General features: G+C 70.8%; 10 protein-coding genes and 1 pseudogene. 4 read left to right on the top strand and 7 right to left on the bottom strand.

The genetic code is table 11. The features are described 5' to 3' along the window. Positions 1 to 51 precede the first annotated feature (51 nt). From cydC to ABD883_RS08075, 3 genes are read right to left on the bottom strand one after another with little or no spacing between them, the layout of a single operon-like run. Positions 52 to 3,507, bottom strand: a complete 3,456-nt coding sequence (cydC, locus tag ABD883_RS08085; protein ID WP_345031288.1) for a thiol reductant ABC exporter subunit CydC — start codon at positions 3,505 to 3,507, stop codon at positions 52 to 54. Then, positions 3,504 to 4,541, bottom strand: a complete 1,038-nt coding sequence (gene cydB, locus ABD883_RS08080; RefSeq protein WP_137319933.1) for a cytochrome d ubiquinol oxidase subunit II — start codon at positions 4,539 to 4,541, stop codon at positions 3,504 to 3,506. The genes cydC and cydB overlap by 4 nt, the downstream gene beginning before the upstream one ends. Positions 4,542 to 4,557: 16 nt before the next feature. Next, the gene (locus tag ABD883_RS08075; protein ID WP_137319934.1) at positions 4,558 to 6,135 is read right to left on the bottom strand and encodes a cytochrome ubiquinol oxidase subunit I; all 1,578 of its coding nucleotides are present in this window, start codon (positions 6,133 to 6,135) and stop codon (positions 4,558 to 4,560) included. A gap of 244 nt (positions 6,136 to 6,379) precedes the next feature. On the opposite strand from ABD883_RS08075, the gene ABD883_RS08070 reads away from it, so the two are divergent. Together ABD883_RS08070 and ABD883_RS08065 are read left to right on the top strand one after the other, a co-directional pair. After that, complete coding sequence (locus ABD883_RS08070) at positions 6,380 to 6,739, top strand: BlaI/MecI/CopY family transcriptional regulator (RefSeq protein WP_137319935.1); 360 nt, start codon at positions 6,380 to 6,382, stop codon at positions 6,737 to 6,739. Positions 6,740 to 6,767: 28 nt separating this feature from the next. Further along, the gene (locus tag ABD883_RS08065; protein WP_345031279.1) at positions 6,768 to 7,661 is read left to right on the top strand and encodes a M56 family metallopeptidase; all 894 of its coding nucleotides are present in this window, start codon (positions 6,768 to 6,770) and stop codon (positions 7,659 to 7,661) included. A 67-nt stretch (positions 7,662 to 7,728) separates the two neighbouring features. Here the strand turns inward: ABD883_RS08065 and ABD883_RS08060 are convergent, their stop codons facing one another. After that, on the bottom strand, positions 7,729 to 9,852 hold the full coding sequence (locus ABD883_RS08060; protein ID WP_345031276.1) for a DNA gyrase/topoisomerase IV subunit B: 2,124 nt from the start codon (positions 9,850 to 9,852) through the stop codon (positions 7,729 to 7,731). A gap of 166 nt (positions 9,853 to 10,018) precedes the next feature. Here ABD883_RS08060 and ABD883_RS08055 point away from each other — a divergent pair, with 166 nt between their 5' ends. Continuing rightward, entirely contained in the window at positions 10,019 to 10,855 is an 837-nt protein-coding gene (locus ABD883_RS08055; RefSeq protein WP_345031273.1) for an N-acetylmuramoyl-L-alanine amidase, read from the top strand. 16 nt (positions 10,856 to 10,871) lie between these two features. On the opposite strand, the gene ABD883_RS08050 is transcribed toward ABD883_RS08055, so the two are convergent. Further along, a complete protein-coding gene (locus tag ABD883_RS08050) occupies positions 10,872 to 11,279 on the bottom strand; it encodes an amidohydrolase family protein (RefSeq protein ID WP_345031270.1) in 408 nt (135 codons plus the stop codon). Between the two features lie 86 nt (positions 11,280 to 11,365). Next, a pseudogene (locus ABD883_RS08045) lies at positions 11,366 to 12,460 on the bottom strand (amidohydrolase); the annotation flags it as partial. A gap of 152 nt (positions 12,461 to 12,612) precedes the next feature. Between ABD883_RS08045 and ABD883_RS08040 the strand changes: the two are divergent. Next, entirely contained in the window at positions 12,613 to 13,377 is a 765-nt protein-coding gene (locus ABD883_RS08040; RefSeq protein WP_345031267.1) for a VOC family protein, read from the top strand. Between the two features lie 198 nt (positions 13,378 to 13,575). Here the strand turns inward: ABD883_RS08040 and ABD883_RS08035 are convergent, their stop codons facing one another. Next, positions 13,576 to 15,378, bottom strand: coding sequence for an RNA polymerase sigma factor (locus ABD883_RS08035; protein ID WP_345031264.1), 1,803 nt, complete (start codon positions 15,376 to 15,378; stop codon positions 13,576 to 13,578). Positions 15,379 to 15,442: the final 64 nt, after the last annotated feature.

The raw sequence follows: 15,442 nt of genomic DNA, 5'->3' as shown, positions 1-15,442 counted from the left end.
GGAGGCGGCTGATCCAGGAGACGACTGATCCGGGCGGAGCCGTACGACTCCTCAGACGAGGACGATCCGCTCGTCGTGGGCGCCCACGAGTCCCGGATCGTGGGTGACGAGGACGACAGCCACCCCGTCGAGCCCGGCCCGCAGGTCCCCCATGAGGTCCGCGCTCATCTGGGCGTCGAGGTGGGCGGTGGGCTCGTCGAGGACGATGACCTCGGAATGCGCGAGCAGGGTGCGCGCCACGGCCAGACGCTGCCGCTGTCCGCCGGACAGGAAAGCCCCCGAGGCGCCGATCCGCGCATCGAGGCCGGCGTCGGCGGCGAGATCGCGCAATCCGACCCGGGTGAGCACGGCGCGCAGCTCCGCATCGGTCGGCGCATCGTCCTTCGGCCGCCCGATGAGCAGGTTCGCCCGCAGGCTCGAGTCGAACACGTGCGCCTCCTGCGGGCACCACGACACCTGGCCGGCGAGGTCCATCGGGCCCAGTCCCCGCGTCGGTCGTCCGTTGATCCGGTACTCCCCCGCGCTCGGGTCGAGGAAGCGCAGGAGGATGCTTACGAGCGTCGTCTTGCCCGATCCCGAAGGCCCGGTGACCGCGGTCCACTCCCGGGCATCGATCCGGGCACTGACGCCGGAGAACACCGGGAAGTCGGTACCCGGCCAGGTCGCGGCGAGATCGTCGAGCTCGATGTCCGTGATCACCTCGGGCCCGTCGCCGGAGCCCAGCCGGGCTGCGGGATCCGCGTCGTCGAGGGCGTCGACCCGGCCGAGGACGGCCACGAGCGCGGGCCACTGCTGGACGGAGGCGAGCGCATCGGTGAAGCAGTCGATGAGGGCGAGCGGCAGGAGCACGGCCACGGCGAGCAGCTCCCCGCTCAGCGTTCCGGAGGTCACGGCGCCGGCGAGGACGGGGAGCATGAGCACGCCGGTGAGCACGCCGACGACGGTGATCACGGCCTCGCCGATCCCGGTGGCGCGGACAGCGCGGGCCTCGTGCGTCCCGGCCCGCGCATCGGTGGCGAGGAAGCGTGCGACGACCTGTGGAGCCGCCCCGTTGACCTGGAGGTCCTCGCGCGCCCAGAGGAGCCCGGCGAGCGCGGTGAGCACGGTGGTGCGCGTGCGGCGCGCTGCGCTCGTCGCCCGCCGGTCGGCGAGCCGGGTGAGCAGCGGTGCCAGGCCCAGGCTCAGCAGCGCGCCGAGACCCATGACGAGGCCGGCCGCGGGATGGATGAGTGCGAGGGTCACGACGGCGGCGAGCGCCACGACGACCGCGACCACCGGCGGCAGCACGACCCGCGGGGCGAGATCGCGCACGTCGTCGACATCGGCGATGAGCCGGCTGAGGGCGACCTCGCCGCGCAGCAGCGTCCGGTTGGCGGTGCCGGTCGCGGCGAAGGACAGCCAGATCCGCTCCCGCAGCCGGGTGAGCGAATCGAGGATCGCGCGGTGGAGGACGAGCCGCTCGGCGTACTTGAGCACGGTGCGGGCGAGCCCGAAGAACCGGACGCCGACGATCGCGACGAGCAGGTACATGATCGGCGGCTGGAACGAGGCATGGACGATGAGCCACGCGGAGACCCCGGTGAGTGCGGCGCCGGCGGCGACGGCGCCCACCCCGCAGAGGACGGCGAGGAGGAAGCGCGGCGAGCGCATGTCGACGGCTCGGGAGAGCCTGCGGCGGATCGTCGCGGCCGGCAGCGCGGGTGCCCCGGGCGCGTCGCGACCGTCATCGGGTGCGTCGGCAGGAGCGGCGTCCAGCCGGGTGTCGGTCTCCGGTCCGCGCAGCACGTCATCGCTCCCGGTCGCCCCTGTCGTGCCGCCGGCGCGCTGCCTTGCCGTGCCGGCGCTCTCGGACTCCGCGGCTCCCCTGTGCGGTGCGGTTCCGGCGCGCACGACTGACCGGCCCGCGGGGTCGAGGCCCGGGCGGACCTCGATCCGGGTGTCCGCCGCGGCGAGCAGGTCGAGGTCGTGGGTCGCGGCGATCACCGGGACCGCCCGGGAGACGGCGGTGAGACTGCTGCGCACCGTGGAGGCGGAGTCCGCGTCGAGGTGCGCGGTGGGCTCGTCGACGAGCAGCAGCCGGGCTCCGGCCTCCACCCGGGCGAAGGCGCGGGCGAGCGCGAGGCGGCGCAGCTCACCGGGGCTGAGCGCGGCGCACGGGGTCTGCGGGTCGACCGCGAGCGCCGCCATCGCCAGACAGCGGGCGAGCACGGCGTCATCGAGCCGCGGCCCGCCGGCCGAGGCGTGGAGGGCAAGCTCCTCGGCGACGGTGGGGGCGCTCGTGCGGGGGCTCTGCCCCGCGTGGGCGAGGCGCTCCGGCACCCCCCTCACCGTGCCGCCGATGCGGCATCCCGCATCCTCCCGGACGAGTCCGGCGAGCACGCCGAGCAGGGTCGACTTCCCCGCACCCGAGGGCCCGTGGAGGACGGTGAGACCGGGATCCGGGATGTGCGCATCGAGGGCACGCAGCGCGGCCCGGGAGCGCCCCGCGTAGTCGACGCTCAGGCCGCGGATGTCGATGCCCTCACCTGCGTCATCAGTCCGGGCGGCCACCGGGGCGGCGACGGGGCGGCCGATGAGCGCACGGACCCGGGCGAACGCGGCCATCCCATTCTCCGTCGAGTGGAAGGCGGCGCCGAGCTGACGCAGCGGCAGGTAGCACTCGGGCGCGAGGATGAGCGCGAAGAGGCCGTCGGAGAGCTCCATCGTCCCGTACACGAGCCGCACGCCGATGAACACCGCGACGAGTGCGACGGAGATCGTGGAGATGAATTCGAGCGCGAGCGCGGAGAGGAACGCCACCCGCAGGGTCTGCATCGTCGTGTCCCGATAGGTCTCGCTCGTGTCCCGCAGGGCGCGGGTCTGGGCGAGCACGCGCCCGAGCCCGACGAGCACCGGCAGGCCCCGGGCGAGCTCGACGAGCGCGGTGGACAGACGGTCGAGGGCAGTCGTCGCATCCGCGATCCGGTCCGCGGTGTAGCGACCGATGAGCACCATGAAGACGGGGACGAGCGGCAGGGTGAGCACGATGATGAGGGCGCTGACCCAGTCGGAGAACGCGATCCGGGCGACGACGAGCAGCGGGATCGCCGCGGAGCTGGTGAGTGCGGGGAGCACCGCGGTGAAGTAGTCGTCGAGATCGTCGAGGGCGCGGGTGGCGGCGAGCGTCAGCGCCCCGTCGGACACGGGCACGTCGCGGGTCGAGCCGGCGAAGGTGCGGTGCACGAGTGCGGCGCGCAGGTCGGTCTTGACCCCGATCGCCGCACGTGCCCCGGCGGTCCGCGAGGCCCACACCGCCGCGGCGCGCAGGACTGCTCCGAGCACTCCGGTGAGCACCGCGGCGGTGACCGGCCGGCCCTCGATGAGTCCGACGACCCCGCGGGCGATCCCCTCGGCGACGAGGACGAGGCCGAGCGCCTTGATGCAGGCGATGATTCCGAGCTGCCACAGCGCTCGCCTCCCCTGGCGGGAGGCGAGCGCGATGGACGCCGGGGACTGCCGGTCGCTCACTGGTGGTGGCTGCGGATCGCCACCGGGACCTGATGGGCGGGCGGGATGTGCTCGACCCGCAGGCGGCTCGCGAAGATCCGGTAGACCCAGATCTGGTAGACGAGCACGATCGGCACGAAGATCGCGGCGACGACGAGCATGACGGTGAGCGTGTACGTCGAGGACGAGGCGTTCGCGACGGTGAGCGAGAACGCGGGATCGAGCGTCGAGGGCATGACGTTCGGGTAGACGTTCGAGAAGATCGAGGCCACACCGAGGACGAGGAACAGCGCCTGGGCGATGAACGCGGGCTTCTCCGCACCGCGTCGGATGAGCACCCACATCGCGACCGCGCAGGCGGCGGCGAGGACGATGAGCACCCAGCCGAGGAGCTTCGCGTTGAGCAGCTGCACCCAGATCACCCACACGACGATCGGCAGCAGGAGGAACGGGGCGCCGAGCGCGGCTGTCCGGCGGGCGCGCTCGCGCACCGGGCCGTCGGTCTTGAGGGAGAGGTAGAGCAGGCCGTGGAGGAGGCAGAACCCGACCACTCCGAGGCCGCCGACGATCGCCGGCAGGCTGAGCCAGGCGAAGGGCCCGCCGGTGTTGTCGCCGTTGGCGTTGAGCGGCATGCCGGTGGTGGTGAGCGCGAGCATCGCGCCGACGCAGAACGCGGCGACGAGGGATCCGGCGGACAGGCACCAGGTCCAGCCGCTGCGCCACCGGTCCGAGTAGCCCTTGCCGCGGTACTCGATCGCCACCGCCCGGAAGATCAGGGCGAGCAGCGCGAGCGTGAGCGGCAGGTAGAGCGCGGAGAACAGCGAGGCGTACCACATGGGGAACGCGGCGAAGGTCGCCCCGCCCGCGGTGATGAGCCACACCTCGTTGCCGTCCCACACGGGGCCGATGGTGTTGAGCAGGAGGCGGCGCTCCCGCTCGTCCTTGGCGAAGCCCTTGAGGAGCATCCCGACGCCGAGGTCGAAGCCCTCGAGGAAGAGATAGCCCAGCCACAGGACGGCGATGAGCACGAACCAGATCGTCGGCATGAGTTCCATCGTTCGATCCCCTTCCTCAGTACGCGAACGACAGGACGTCGTCGTCGCTCCGGTCGACCACCGGCTTGTAGTTGGTCGTATCGATCTCCGGCATCGCGGACACCACCCCGCCGCGCACGTACTTGATGATGAGGCCGAGCTCGAACACCATGAGCACGCCGTAGACGAGGGTGAGCGACACGAGGGAGAACAGCAGCTCGCCGGGCGTCACGGACGGGGAGATCGCGGCGGCGGTGTAGAGGAACACCCCGTCGATCCCCGAGGGGTCCGGATTGGGCGCGACGACGAAGGGCTGGCGGCCCATCTCGGTGAAGATCCAGCCGGCGGAGTTCGCGATGAACGGGGCGGTGATGCCCCACAGCGCCAGGTGGGTGAGGAATGTCGACGACGGCACGGTGCCCTTGCGGGTGACCCAGAGCGCGAGGGCGCCGGCGGCGGCGGCGAGCACGCCGAAGCCGATCATCAGACGGAAGCCCCAGTAGGTGATGAACATCGAGGGCTGGTAGTCGATCTCCTGTCCGGAGTAGTCCCCGTACATGTCGTCGGAGGGCATATGGGTGCCGTAGGCCTCCTCGTACTCCGGGATGAGGGTGGAGACGCCGGGCACCTCGGTGCTGAAGTCGCCGTTGGCGAGGAAGGACAGGATGCCCGGGATCTCGATGACCGGCACGACGTCGTCGCAGCTGTTCGAGCTGAGGTCGCCGATGGTGAGCACGGAGAATTCGGTGCCGTCGTGGCAGGACGCCTCGGCCGAGGCCATCTTCATCGGCTGCTGCTCGTACATGAGCTTGGCCTGGATGTCGCCGGTGATCGCGACGAGCACGAAGGCGATGACGGCCGTCCAGCCGCCGATCCGCAGCGAGCGCCACCACACGGAGTAGTCGGTCTCGTCGCGGCCGGGCACCTCGGGGGCGGAGCCGACGACCACGCGGCCGTCGGGGCCGACGGTGTCGATGCCGTCCTTGCGGCGCCGCCACAGGTGGTACCAGGCGATGCCGAGGAGGAACGCCCCGCCGACCGCGGTGGCACCGGCGAGCGTGTGGGTGTAGGCGGCGAGCGCGGTGCTGTTCGTCATCACCGCGAACACATCGGTCATGACCGGGCGCCCGTCGATGAGCTCGACGCCCACCGGGTGCTGCATCCACGAGTTCGCGACGATGATGAAGTAGGCCGACAGCCAGGATCCGATGACGGCCGCCCACAGGACGCCGAGGTGGAGCTTCCGGCTCAGCCGGCCCCAGCCGAAGATCCACAGGCCGAGGAACACCGACTCGAGGAAGAAGGCGATGAGCGCCTCCATGGCGAGCGGAGCGCCGAACACGTCGCCGACGAAGCGGGAGTACTCCGACCACGCCATCCCGAACTGGAACTCCTGGACGATGCCGGTGGCGACGCCCATGATGAAGTTGATGAGGTAGAGCTTGCCCCAGAACTTCGTGGCCCGCAGCCACATCTCGTTGCCGGTGCGGTGGTACATCGTCTGCAGGATGGCGACGAGCAGGCCGAGCCCGAGGGTCAGCGGCACCATCCAGAAGTGGTAGACCGTGGTGATGCCGAACTGCCACCGGCCGATGAGGACTGGATCGAGATCCACGAACGCCTCCCTGTTCTCCGTCGTATCGGGGCGCACCGGGGCCCGGCGACGTCTCGAGATTCTGCTGCGGTTTCTACTGTCCGTAGAATACTCCGACTCCACCGTAACTACGAAAGTGCTCGGAAATGACACCTGACCGTCTCGTATGGTGGCGCGTCGGCGGTGGACCGGACTACACTGCGTGGTGGACGCGGCCATCCGCAGACCGCGACTGCAAGCATTCTGACTGATCGGGGCGACGAGCGTGGGAACACTGGGTGAACTGGAGCGCAGCGTGATGAACGCCTTGTGGAATCACCCCGCCGGCCTCACCGCGGCCGGCCTCCGCGATGCGCTCAGCGACCGCGATCCCGCACTCACGACGGTCCACACCGTGCTCACCCGGCTCGAGAAGAAGGGCCTGGTGACCCGGGTCCGCGCCGAGCGCCCCCACCGCTACCTCACCGTGTCGAGCCGCGAGGACCACGTGGCCGAACTCATGACCGAGGTCCTCGACCAGGCCCCGGACCGCCACGCCGTGCTCGCCCGCTTCCTCGGCTCCGTGTCGGATTCCGACACGGCCTTCCTGTCCTCGCTGCTCCAGCGCCCGCTCGTCCAGCGCTGAGGACCGACGCCCGACCGGGCGGCCCGCGATGCTCATCACCGGAACCCTCCTCGCCGTGCTGGCCCTCGTGCTCGCGTGGCCGGTGCCGGTCGCGCTCGCGCGCCGCTCCCCGCTCATCGACCCGCTCTCCCGGCTCGTGCTGTGGCAGGCGGTGGGCCTCGCCGGCGGACTCTCGCTCATCGGCACCGCCGTCGTGTTCGCGACCGCTCCGATGGCCGGCTCGCTCGGTGACGGACTGATCGGCCTCGCCGACCTGCAGGCGCTGTCCCTGCTCGCGTGGTGGCAGTGGCTGCTGCTCCTCGTCGCGGTGCTCCTCACCGTCCGCCTCATCAGCTCGCTCCTCGTGCAGTCCGTGCTCGTCCTGAGGCACCGGCGCCGGCATTCCGCGCTCGTCGACCTCCTCACCGAGCCGTCGGCCGAGCTGCCGAACACACGGGTGCTCACCAGCGACAGCCCGGTCGCCTACTGCCTGCCGGGCCGCGGCTCGGGCACGACGGTGGTGACGACCGGTCTGCTCGCGGTGCTCACCGATGAGCAGCGGAGGGCCGTCGTCGCGCACGAGCAGGCGCACCTCGACCTCCACCACGATCTGCTCGTGCTGCCGTTCGCGGCATGGAACCGGGCGCTGCCGTTCGTCCCGGCGACCTCGACCGCGCTCGCCGCGGTGTCCGCGCTCATCGAGTTCATGGCCGACGACCGGGCGCGTGCGAGCCTGGGCGCCGCACCGCTGGCGGAGGCCGTCGAGACCGGAGCACGCGTCCATCCCGGGGCGCACAGCACGGATCTCACCCGGGCACGGCTCGCCCGCCTCGACCGTGAGCTCCCCGCGGCGCGCACCCGCGTGCGGACGGTCAAGCTCGTCGCGGCCGCGTGCCTCGTGCTCGTCCCGACGCTCATCCTCGCCGCACCCACGCTGGCCTGATCCGGGTCGACGCGAGGCGGCTCCGGAGCGGACGGGCCGCAGCGGCCCCGGCCAGGAGCGTGACGGCTCAGGCGTCGATACGCTCGGCGTCGAGCATCGCCGCACCGGACACGATGAATTGCTTGCGCGGTGCGACCTCGGACCCCATGAGGAGTCCGAAGGTGCGCTCAGCGGCCTCGGCGTCGCCCATGGTCACCCGGCGCAGCGAGCGCATGCCCGGTTCCATCGTCGTCTCCGCGAGCTGGTCGGCATCCATCTCGCCGAGCCCCTTGTAGCGCTGGATGGGCTCCTTGTAGGCCTTCTTCGTGCGGTCGAGCCGCTTGAGGAGGGTGTAGAGCTCCGCTTCGGAGTAGGTGTAGACGACCTCGTTGGCCTTGCCGCGGTGGACTATCTCCACCCGGTGCAGCGGCGGCACCGCCGCGAACACCCGGCCGGCCTCGACGAGCGGACGCATGTACCGGAAGAACAGCGTGAGCAGCAGGGTGCGGATGTGGGCGCCGTCGACGTCGGCGTCGGTCATGATGATGACCTTGCCGTAGCGTGCGGACTCGAGATCGAAGCTGCGCCCGGCGCCGGCGCCGATGACCTGGATCAGCGCGGAGCACTCGGCGTTGGCGAGCATGTCGCCCACCGAGGCCTTCTGCACGTTGAGGATCTTGCCGCGGATCGGGAACAGCGCCTGGTGCTCGGAGTCACGGGCGGCCTTCGCGGTGCCCATCGCGGAATCGCCCTCGACGATGAACAGCTCGGAGCGGTCGAGATCGGTCTTGCGGCAATCGTAGAGCTTAGCGGGCAGCGACGAGGATTCGAGCGCGGTCTTGCGCCGCTGGTTCTCCTTGTGGGTGCGCGCCGAGATCCGCGACTTCATCTCCGCCACGACCTTCTCGAGCAGGAGGTTGACCTGCTGCTTCTCCTGCCGCTTCGAGGAGTTCAGCAGCGCACCGAGCTCCTGCTCGACGGTGCGGGCGACGATCTGGCGGACCGCGGAGGTGCCGAGCACCTCCTTCGTCTGGCCCTCGAACTGCGGTTCGGCGAGTCGCACGGTGACGACGGCGGTGAGGCCGGCGAGCACGTCGTCCTTCTCGAGCTTGTCCTTGCCGACCTTGAGGCGGCGGGAGTTCTGGTCGACGGACCTGCGCACGGTCTTGAGCAGGGACTGCTCGAAGCCGGTCATGTGCGTGCCGCCCTTGGGGGTGGCGATGATGTTGACGAAGCTCTTCACCCGGGTGTCGTAGCCCTTGCCCCAGCGCACCGCGATGTCGACGCCGACCTCGCGCGGGACCGCGGTGGACACCATGTGGCCGTCCTCGTCGAGCACCGGCACCGTCTCGGTGAAGGTACCGGAGCCGGCCAGCCGCCACACGTCGGTCACGGCATCGTCGTGGGCGAGGTGCTCGACGAACTCCGAGATCCCGCCGGAGTACCGGAACTCCTCGGTCCGCGAGGTGATGATCTCCCCGGTCTCGTCGCGTTCGACCCCGCGCTCGTCGTGGATGGTGATGCCGAGGCCGGGCACGAGGAAGGCCGTCTGGCGGGCGCGGTCGACGAGGGTGTCGTAGGTGAAGTGGGCGTCCTTGAGGAAGATCTGCGGATCCGACCAGTAGCGGATCCGGGTGCCGGTGACCCCGCGCTTGGCCTTGCCGATGATCTCGAGCTCGGAAGCGGATTCGAAGAGGGTGAAGGGGTTGTCCGGGGACAGCACGCCGCCGGAGTCGTCGAAGCGGCCGGGAGCACCGCGCTTGAAGGACATCCGGTGGACCTTGGAGCCGCGGGTGACCTCGACGTCGAGCCGGGCGGAGAGCGCATTGACGACGGAGGCTCCGACGCCGTGGAGCCCGCCGACCGCGGCGTAGGAGCCGCCGCCGAACTTGCCGCCGGCATGGAGCTTCGTCATCACGACCTCGACGCCGGTGAGACCGGTCTTGGGTTCGATGTCGACGGGGATGCCGCGCCCGGTGTCGGAGACGGTGACGGAGCCGTCGGCGTGCAGCGTGATCTCGATGTGATCGCCGTGCCCGGCGAGCGCCTCGTCGACGGAGTTGTCGATGATCTCCCACAGGCAGTGCATGAGGCCGCGGGAGTCGGTGGTGCCGATGTACATGCCCGGCCGCTTGCGGACGGCGTCCAGTCCGGACAGGACGGACAGCTGTCGTGCACCGTAGTCCTCGGTCTTCGCTCCTCTGGCTGCCACGCAGGTTCCTTCCGCTCGATCGACGGCCCCCAGTCTACGAGTCCGCACCGCCCGCACCCGGTTGCCATGCCGCTGCCCCGGCGACGTTTCGGGAGCGTGCCGGGTGGGGGCCTCCGGGCGAGGGCGCCCGGATGCCGGGGAGGTGCCGGGTGGGATACTGGGGCACATGTCACGCAGCCTCTGGATCACCGGCCTCCTCGCGAGCACGATGCTGCTCGCCGGCTGCTCGGGAGCGGGGCCGGCGGAGAATCCGTCCACCGGCACGGTGGGGAGCCCGGCGGAGCGCACCTCGGCGGCGGCCACCCCGGTGCCCACCGAGACCCCGACGCCGACCCCTGTCGAGGAGCCCCTCACCGGGTTCGTCGTCGCCGTCGATCCGGGTCACAACGGCGGCAACGCCGCGCACCCGGCGGAGGTCACCGCGCCGGTGCCGGACGGGCGCGGCGGCATCAAGGCGTGCAATACGACGGGGACGGCCTCGGCCACCGACTATCCCGAGCACGCATTCAACTGGGAGGTGGCCGCAGCGGTGCGCGAGCGCCTCGAGGACCTCGGCGCCGAGGTGGTGCTCTCCCGGGAGGACGACGAGGGCGTGGGTCCGTGCGTCGACGAGCGCGGGCAGTTCGCCGGGGACGCGGGCGCGGATGTGCTCGTGAGCATCCACGCGAACGGGACCGAGGACACCTCGGCGGCCGGGTTCCACATGATCGTCGTCGAGGACTCGCCGCACGCGGGCGTCGACGAGCCCTCCCGCACGCTCGCCGAGGACATGGTCGAGGCCTTCGGCGCGGCCGACCTCGCCCCCAACCCCGCCTACGGCGACGACGGGATCGTCGCCCGGACGGACATCGCCGGGCTCAACCACGCGAAGGTGCCCGCGGTGCTCGTCGAGTGCGGGGAGATGCGCAACCCGGACGAGGCGGCGCTCATGGAGAGCGCCGCGGGCCGCGAGCGCTATGCCGCGGCGATCGTCGCCGGGGTGCAGGAGTTCCTCGAGGACTGAGCCGGAAGGATGCGTGTCAGCTGCGGATCGCGCCGTCGTCGTAGCGGATCTCGCCACCGACCACCGTCGCGCCGACCTGCACGTCCTTGAGCTCCTCGGCCCGGACCTGCAGGAGGTCGTCGCTGAGCACGGTGAAGTCCGCGAGCTTGCCGATCGACAGGTCGCCCTTGAGCGTGTCCTCGTGCGAGGCGTAGGCGGAGTCGACGGTGTAGGCCCGCAGCGCCTGCTCAGCGGTGATCGTCTCCGCCGGACCGAACTCCGCGCCGCCCGCGGTGCGCCGGTTGACGAAGTCGTGGATGCCGAGGATCGGGCTGCCGTCGACCACCGGGGCGTCGGAGGAGCCGGGAACGCGGATGCCGGCGTCGATGAGGGAGCGGACGCGGTAGCACAGCTGGGTGCGCTCGGGGCCGGGGGCACGGGCCATGCCGTCGCCGAGCTCGGTGATGAGCGCGGCTGCGGCACGCCGATGAGGCCGAGCCGTGCGGCACGGGCGATCTGCTCGTCGGAGGCCACGCCGAAGTGCTCGATCCGGTTGCGCGGGTCGGTCCGCGGGTAGTCCCGCTGGGCGCCCTCGATGATGTCGAGGGCGTGGTCGACGGCGGCGTCGCCGATCGCGTGGGTGGCGAGCCGGAAACCCAGACGGTAGGCGCCGCGGAGGAGCTCGGTGAGCTCCTCGACGTCCCAGGCCATGTAGCCGCTCGACTCCTCGCCGTGGTAGCAGCACGTCATCGCCGCGGAGCGGCCGATGAGAGAGCCGTCGGTGAGCACCTTGACCGGGCCGATCCGCAGCCATTCGTCGCCCATCCCGGTGCGCAGGCCGAGGTCGAGGCCCTCACCGGAGGCGTCGTCGCGGCCGATGATGTGGTGCAGGGCCGTGAGGTACGGCATGACCGTGGCGCGCACGCCGAGTGCTCCGGTCTCCTACGCCGTGAGGTAGGCGTGGAGGTCGACCGGCGAGTTCCCGATGCTCGGCTCGGTGATCGAACCGATCCCCTCACGCAGCGCCTGCTCGGAGGCGGTGCGGAGATTGCGGACGATGTCGTCGACCGGCAGGGGCTTGTACACCCCGGTGATCAGGTCCATCGCTCGCTCCTGGACGAGCCCGGCAGCGGTGCGGCCGTCCTCCGTGCGCGCGACGTGCCCGCCGTCGACGTCGGGGACCTCGGAGAGCTCGGCGAATCCGGCGACCTCGAAGGCGCGGGAGTTCGCCACCCCCATGTGCCCGGACACGTGCTCGAGCCACACCGGGTTGTCCGGGGCCCGGCGGTCGAGCTCGGCGGCCAGGGGATGCGCGTCGTCGAGCTTGTTCTGGTCGTAGCCGGAGCCGTAGATCCACTCCCCCGGCTGCGCGTCGCGGGCCGCGGCGGCGACCGCGTCGTAGAGATCCTCCATCGAGGACACCGTGCTCGCCCGCAGGTCGACGCCGTTGAGGCGCTGCCCGCGCATGGAGAGGTGGTGGTGGACGTCATTGAAGGCGGGCGCCGCCGGGGCGCCGCCGAGGTCGTAGGTCCGGTGCGCCGGGAGCCGGGTGACGTCGTCGGCGAGCGCACGGATGCGGCCGTCGATGACGCCGATCGAGTGCGCCTCGGGGCGTTCGGGGTCCATCGTCCGGAACCGCCCGCCGGTGAATACTGCGTCGAAATGCATGATCGTCCCTCTCCGTTCCGTGTGCTCTCCGGGGGCCGACCGACCTCCTCACTGCGCCGTAGCAAAGGCGGGGATTTGGTGATCACCGGCGGGGCCAGAAGACTGGAGGCATGACCGACACCACGATCGCCCCGAATCATCCCTGCTGGGTCGAGCTCAGCTCCCCCGACGTCGAGAGCGCACGGACCTTCTACGGTTCGCTGTTCGGATGGGAGTTCACCGAGCCGGGTCCGATGGGCTTCGGGGTCAAGGCGGTCCGCGACGGCCGGGTCGTCGCGGGGATCAGCCCGCAGCCGGCCGAGGCCCCCGCCGGACAGCCGGCGTTCTGGTCGGTGTACTTCCGGGTGGCCGAGCTCACCGATTTCCTCGCCCGCGTCGACACGGGAGGCGGGCAGGCGATGATGGCGATCCCGGAGTTCGACGGGACCGCCGGCGTCGCTCTCGTCGCGGACCCCGCGGGTACCGCGTTCGGCGTCCTCGAGTACGAGGACGACCGCGGCCTCACCGGCGTCGACGTCACGGGTGCCGCCTGCTGGTTCGAGCTCCACACGAAGGATCCCGCGGTGCACGAGTTCTACGGCGCGGTGTTCGACTGGGAGATCAGCCCGGTGAGCGACACCGACGAGTTCCGCTACTCGACGTTCGCACTGCCCGGCACGGGGATCCCGCGCGGCGGGATCCTCGACACCTCGAACGTCGGGATCCCCGCGCACTGGGAGTCCTACATCCAGGTCGAGGACGCCGATGCGGTGGCCGGCCGGGTGCGTGAGCTCGGCGGTGACTGGCTCGCCGCCCCGCACAATTCCACCCACGGCCGGGTGGGCCGGTTCATCGACTCGCAGAACGCCGCGTTCACCGTCATCCAGCCGCGCTAGTCGCCCCTGTTCGGCCGCCGAGCGGAGCCGTGCCGGTGAGATGGCGATGGCAGTGGGATGACAACGGCTTTGGGGTGACAACGGAAACTGCTGCGGCGGCCGGAGAATTCGCAGTCTCCGGCCGCCGCAGCAGTTCGCGTTGCACTTTCGGGGAGCGCGGTCGACGGGTCGGCTGACCTGCCCGTGCGCCGGCCCGGATCAGTCGAGGTAGTCGCGCAGCACCTGGGAGCGGGACGGGTGGCGGAGCTTCGCCATCGTCTTCGACTCGATCTGCCGGATCCGCTCGCGCGTGACGCCGTAGACCTTGCCGATCTCGTCCAGCGTCTTCGGCTGCCCGTCGTTGAGCCCGAACCGCATCGAGACCACTCCGGCTTCGCGCTCCGAGAGGGTGTCGAGCACGGAGTGGAGCTGCTCCTGGAGCAGGGTGAAGCTCACGGAGTCCGCCGGCACGACGGCCTCGGAGTCCTCGATGAGGTCACCGAACTCGGAGTCGCCGTCCTCGCCGAGCGGGGTGTGCAGGGAGATCGGTTCGCGGCCGTACTTCTGCACCTCGACGACGCGCTCGGGCGTCATGTCGAGCTCCTTGGCGAGCTCGTCCGGGGTGGGTTCGCGCCCGAGGTCCTGGAGCATCTGGCGCTGCACACGGGCGAGCTTGTTGATGACCTCGACCATGTGCACCGGGATGCGGATGGTGCGCGCCTGGTCGGCCATCGCACGGGTGATCGCCTGGCGGATCCACCAGGTGGCGTAGGTCGAGAACTTGAAGCCCTTGGTGTAGTCGAACTTCTCCACGGCGCGGATGAGGCCGAGGTTGCCCTCCTGGATGAGGTCGAGGAACAGCATGCCGCGGCCCGTGTAGCGCTTGGCCAGCGACACGACGAGGCGCAGGTTGGCCTCGAGGAGGTGGTTCTTGGCGATCCGCCCGTCGTGGATGATCCACTTGTAGTCACGGATGTCGCGGGCCTCGGTCACGGTGCCCTCGGCGAGGAGGTGCTCGGCGTACATGCCGGCTTCGATCCGCTTGGCGAGGTCGACCTCCTCGGCGGCGTTGAGCAGCGCGACCTTGCCGATCTGCTTGAGGTAGTCCTTGACGGGGTCGGCGGTGGCGCCGGCGGAGACGACCTGCTGGGCCGGGGCATCGTCGTCGGCGTCGGAGACGACGAATCCTCCGGCCTCCTTGACGGCCTCGTTCTTCTTCTCCTCCTGGGAGTTCTTGGTCTCCGTCTCCTCCTTGGCGACGACCGCCTCGACCTCTTCGGCGGCACCGGGTTCGGGCACGGCTTCCTCGGTCGCCTTCGCTGCGGCACCGGTCGCCTTCGCGGTGGTCTTCTTCGCCGCAGGCTTGCGCGCGGTCGTCTTCTTCGCGGTCGTCTTCTTCGCCGTGGTCTTGGCGGGCGACTCGGCTGCGGCCGGCTCGTCCGCCTCCGACTGCGCGGCGGACTTCGCGGTCGTGCCCTTCGCGCCGGTGGACTTCGCGGTCGTGCTCTTCGCAGCCGTCGTCGTCTTCGCAGGTGCCCGACGGGCCGTGGTCTTCTTGGCCGGTGCCTCGGTGGCTTCAGCGGCGGTGTCCTCGACCGGGGTCGACTTCGCGGCCGTCGCCTTCTTCGCCGCCGTCGACTTCCTGGCCGGGGTCGACTTCGCAGCAGTGGGCTTCTCGTCTCCCGTCGCTGCCGCAGCGGGCTTCTTCGCAGTCGACCTGGCAGCAGGCTTCTTCGCCGCCGTCGTCTTCGCCGCCGTCGTCTTCGCGGCGGTGGTCTTCGCAGCGGGCTTCTTCGCCGTCGTCGACTTCGCGGTGGTCTTCTCCTCCGCGCCCGACTCCGCGGCCGTCTTCTTCGCCGTGGCCGTCTTCGCGGCAGTCGTCGACTTCGCCGCCGCGGGCTTCTTCGCTGTGGTGGACGCAGTGCGCTTGGTCGTGGAACTCGACCGAGTGGACTTCTTGGCAGGAGCAGTCTGTGCGGTGGTTTCGGCTGCTGTGCTCGAATCCTTCTCGTCTGTCGGCACGAGTTCACCTTTCGGGGAGTCTGGCGGCGGACCACCGATGCCGTGGAGGCATCAGTAAGACCCA

It is taken from the genome of Brevibacterium pityocampae, assembly GCF_039541555.1.
In the GTDB taxonomy this organism is placed as follows: domain Bacteria; phylum Actinomycetota; class Actinomycetes; order Actinomycetales; family Brevibacteriaceae; genus Brevibacterium; species Brevibacterium pityocampae.
The sequence above is the reverse complement of the archived record's forward strand: the minus strand, read 5'-3'. Positions and strand labels throughout refer to the sequence as shown.

Coding starts and splice junctions, on each gene's coding strand:
- ABD883_RS08055 (WP_345031273.1), top strand. CDS start 10,019: ATGTCACGCAGCCTCTGGATCACCGGCCTCCTCGCGAGCACGATGCTG.
- ABD883_RS08040 (WP_345031267.1), top strand. CDS start 12,613: ATGACCGACACCACGATCGCCCCGAATCATCCCTGCTGGGTCGAGCTC.
- ABD883_RS08050 (WP_345031270.1), bottom strand. CDS start 11,279: ATGGCCCGTGCCCCCGGCCCCGAGCGCACCCAGCTGTGCTACCGCGTC.
- ABD883_RS08065 (WP_345031279.1), top strand. CDS start 6,768: ATGCTCATCACCGGAACCCTCCTCGCCGTGCTGGCCCTCGTGCTCGCG.
- cydB (WP_137319933.1), bottom strand. CDS start 4,541: ATGGAACTCATGCCGACGATCTGGTTCGTGCTCATCGCCGTCCTGTGG.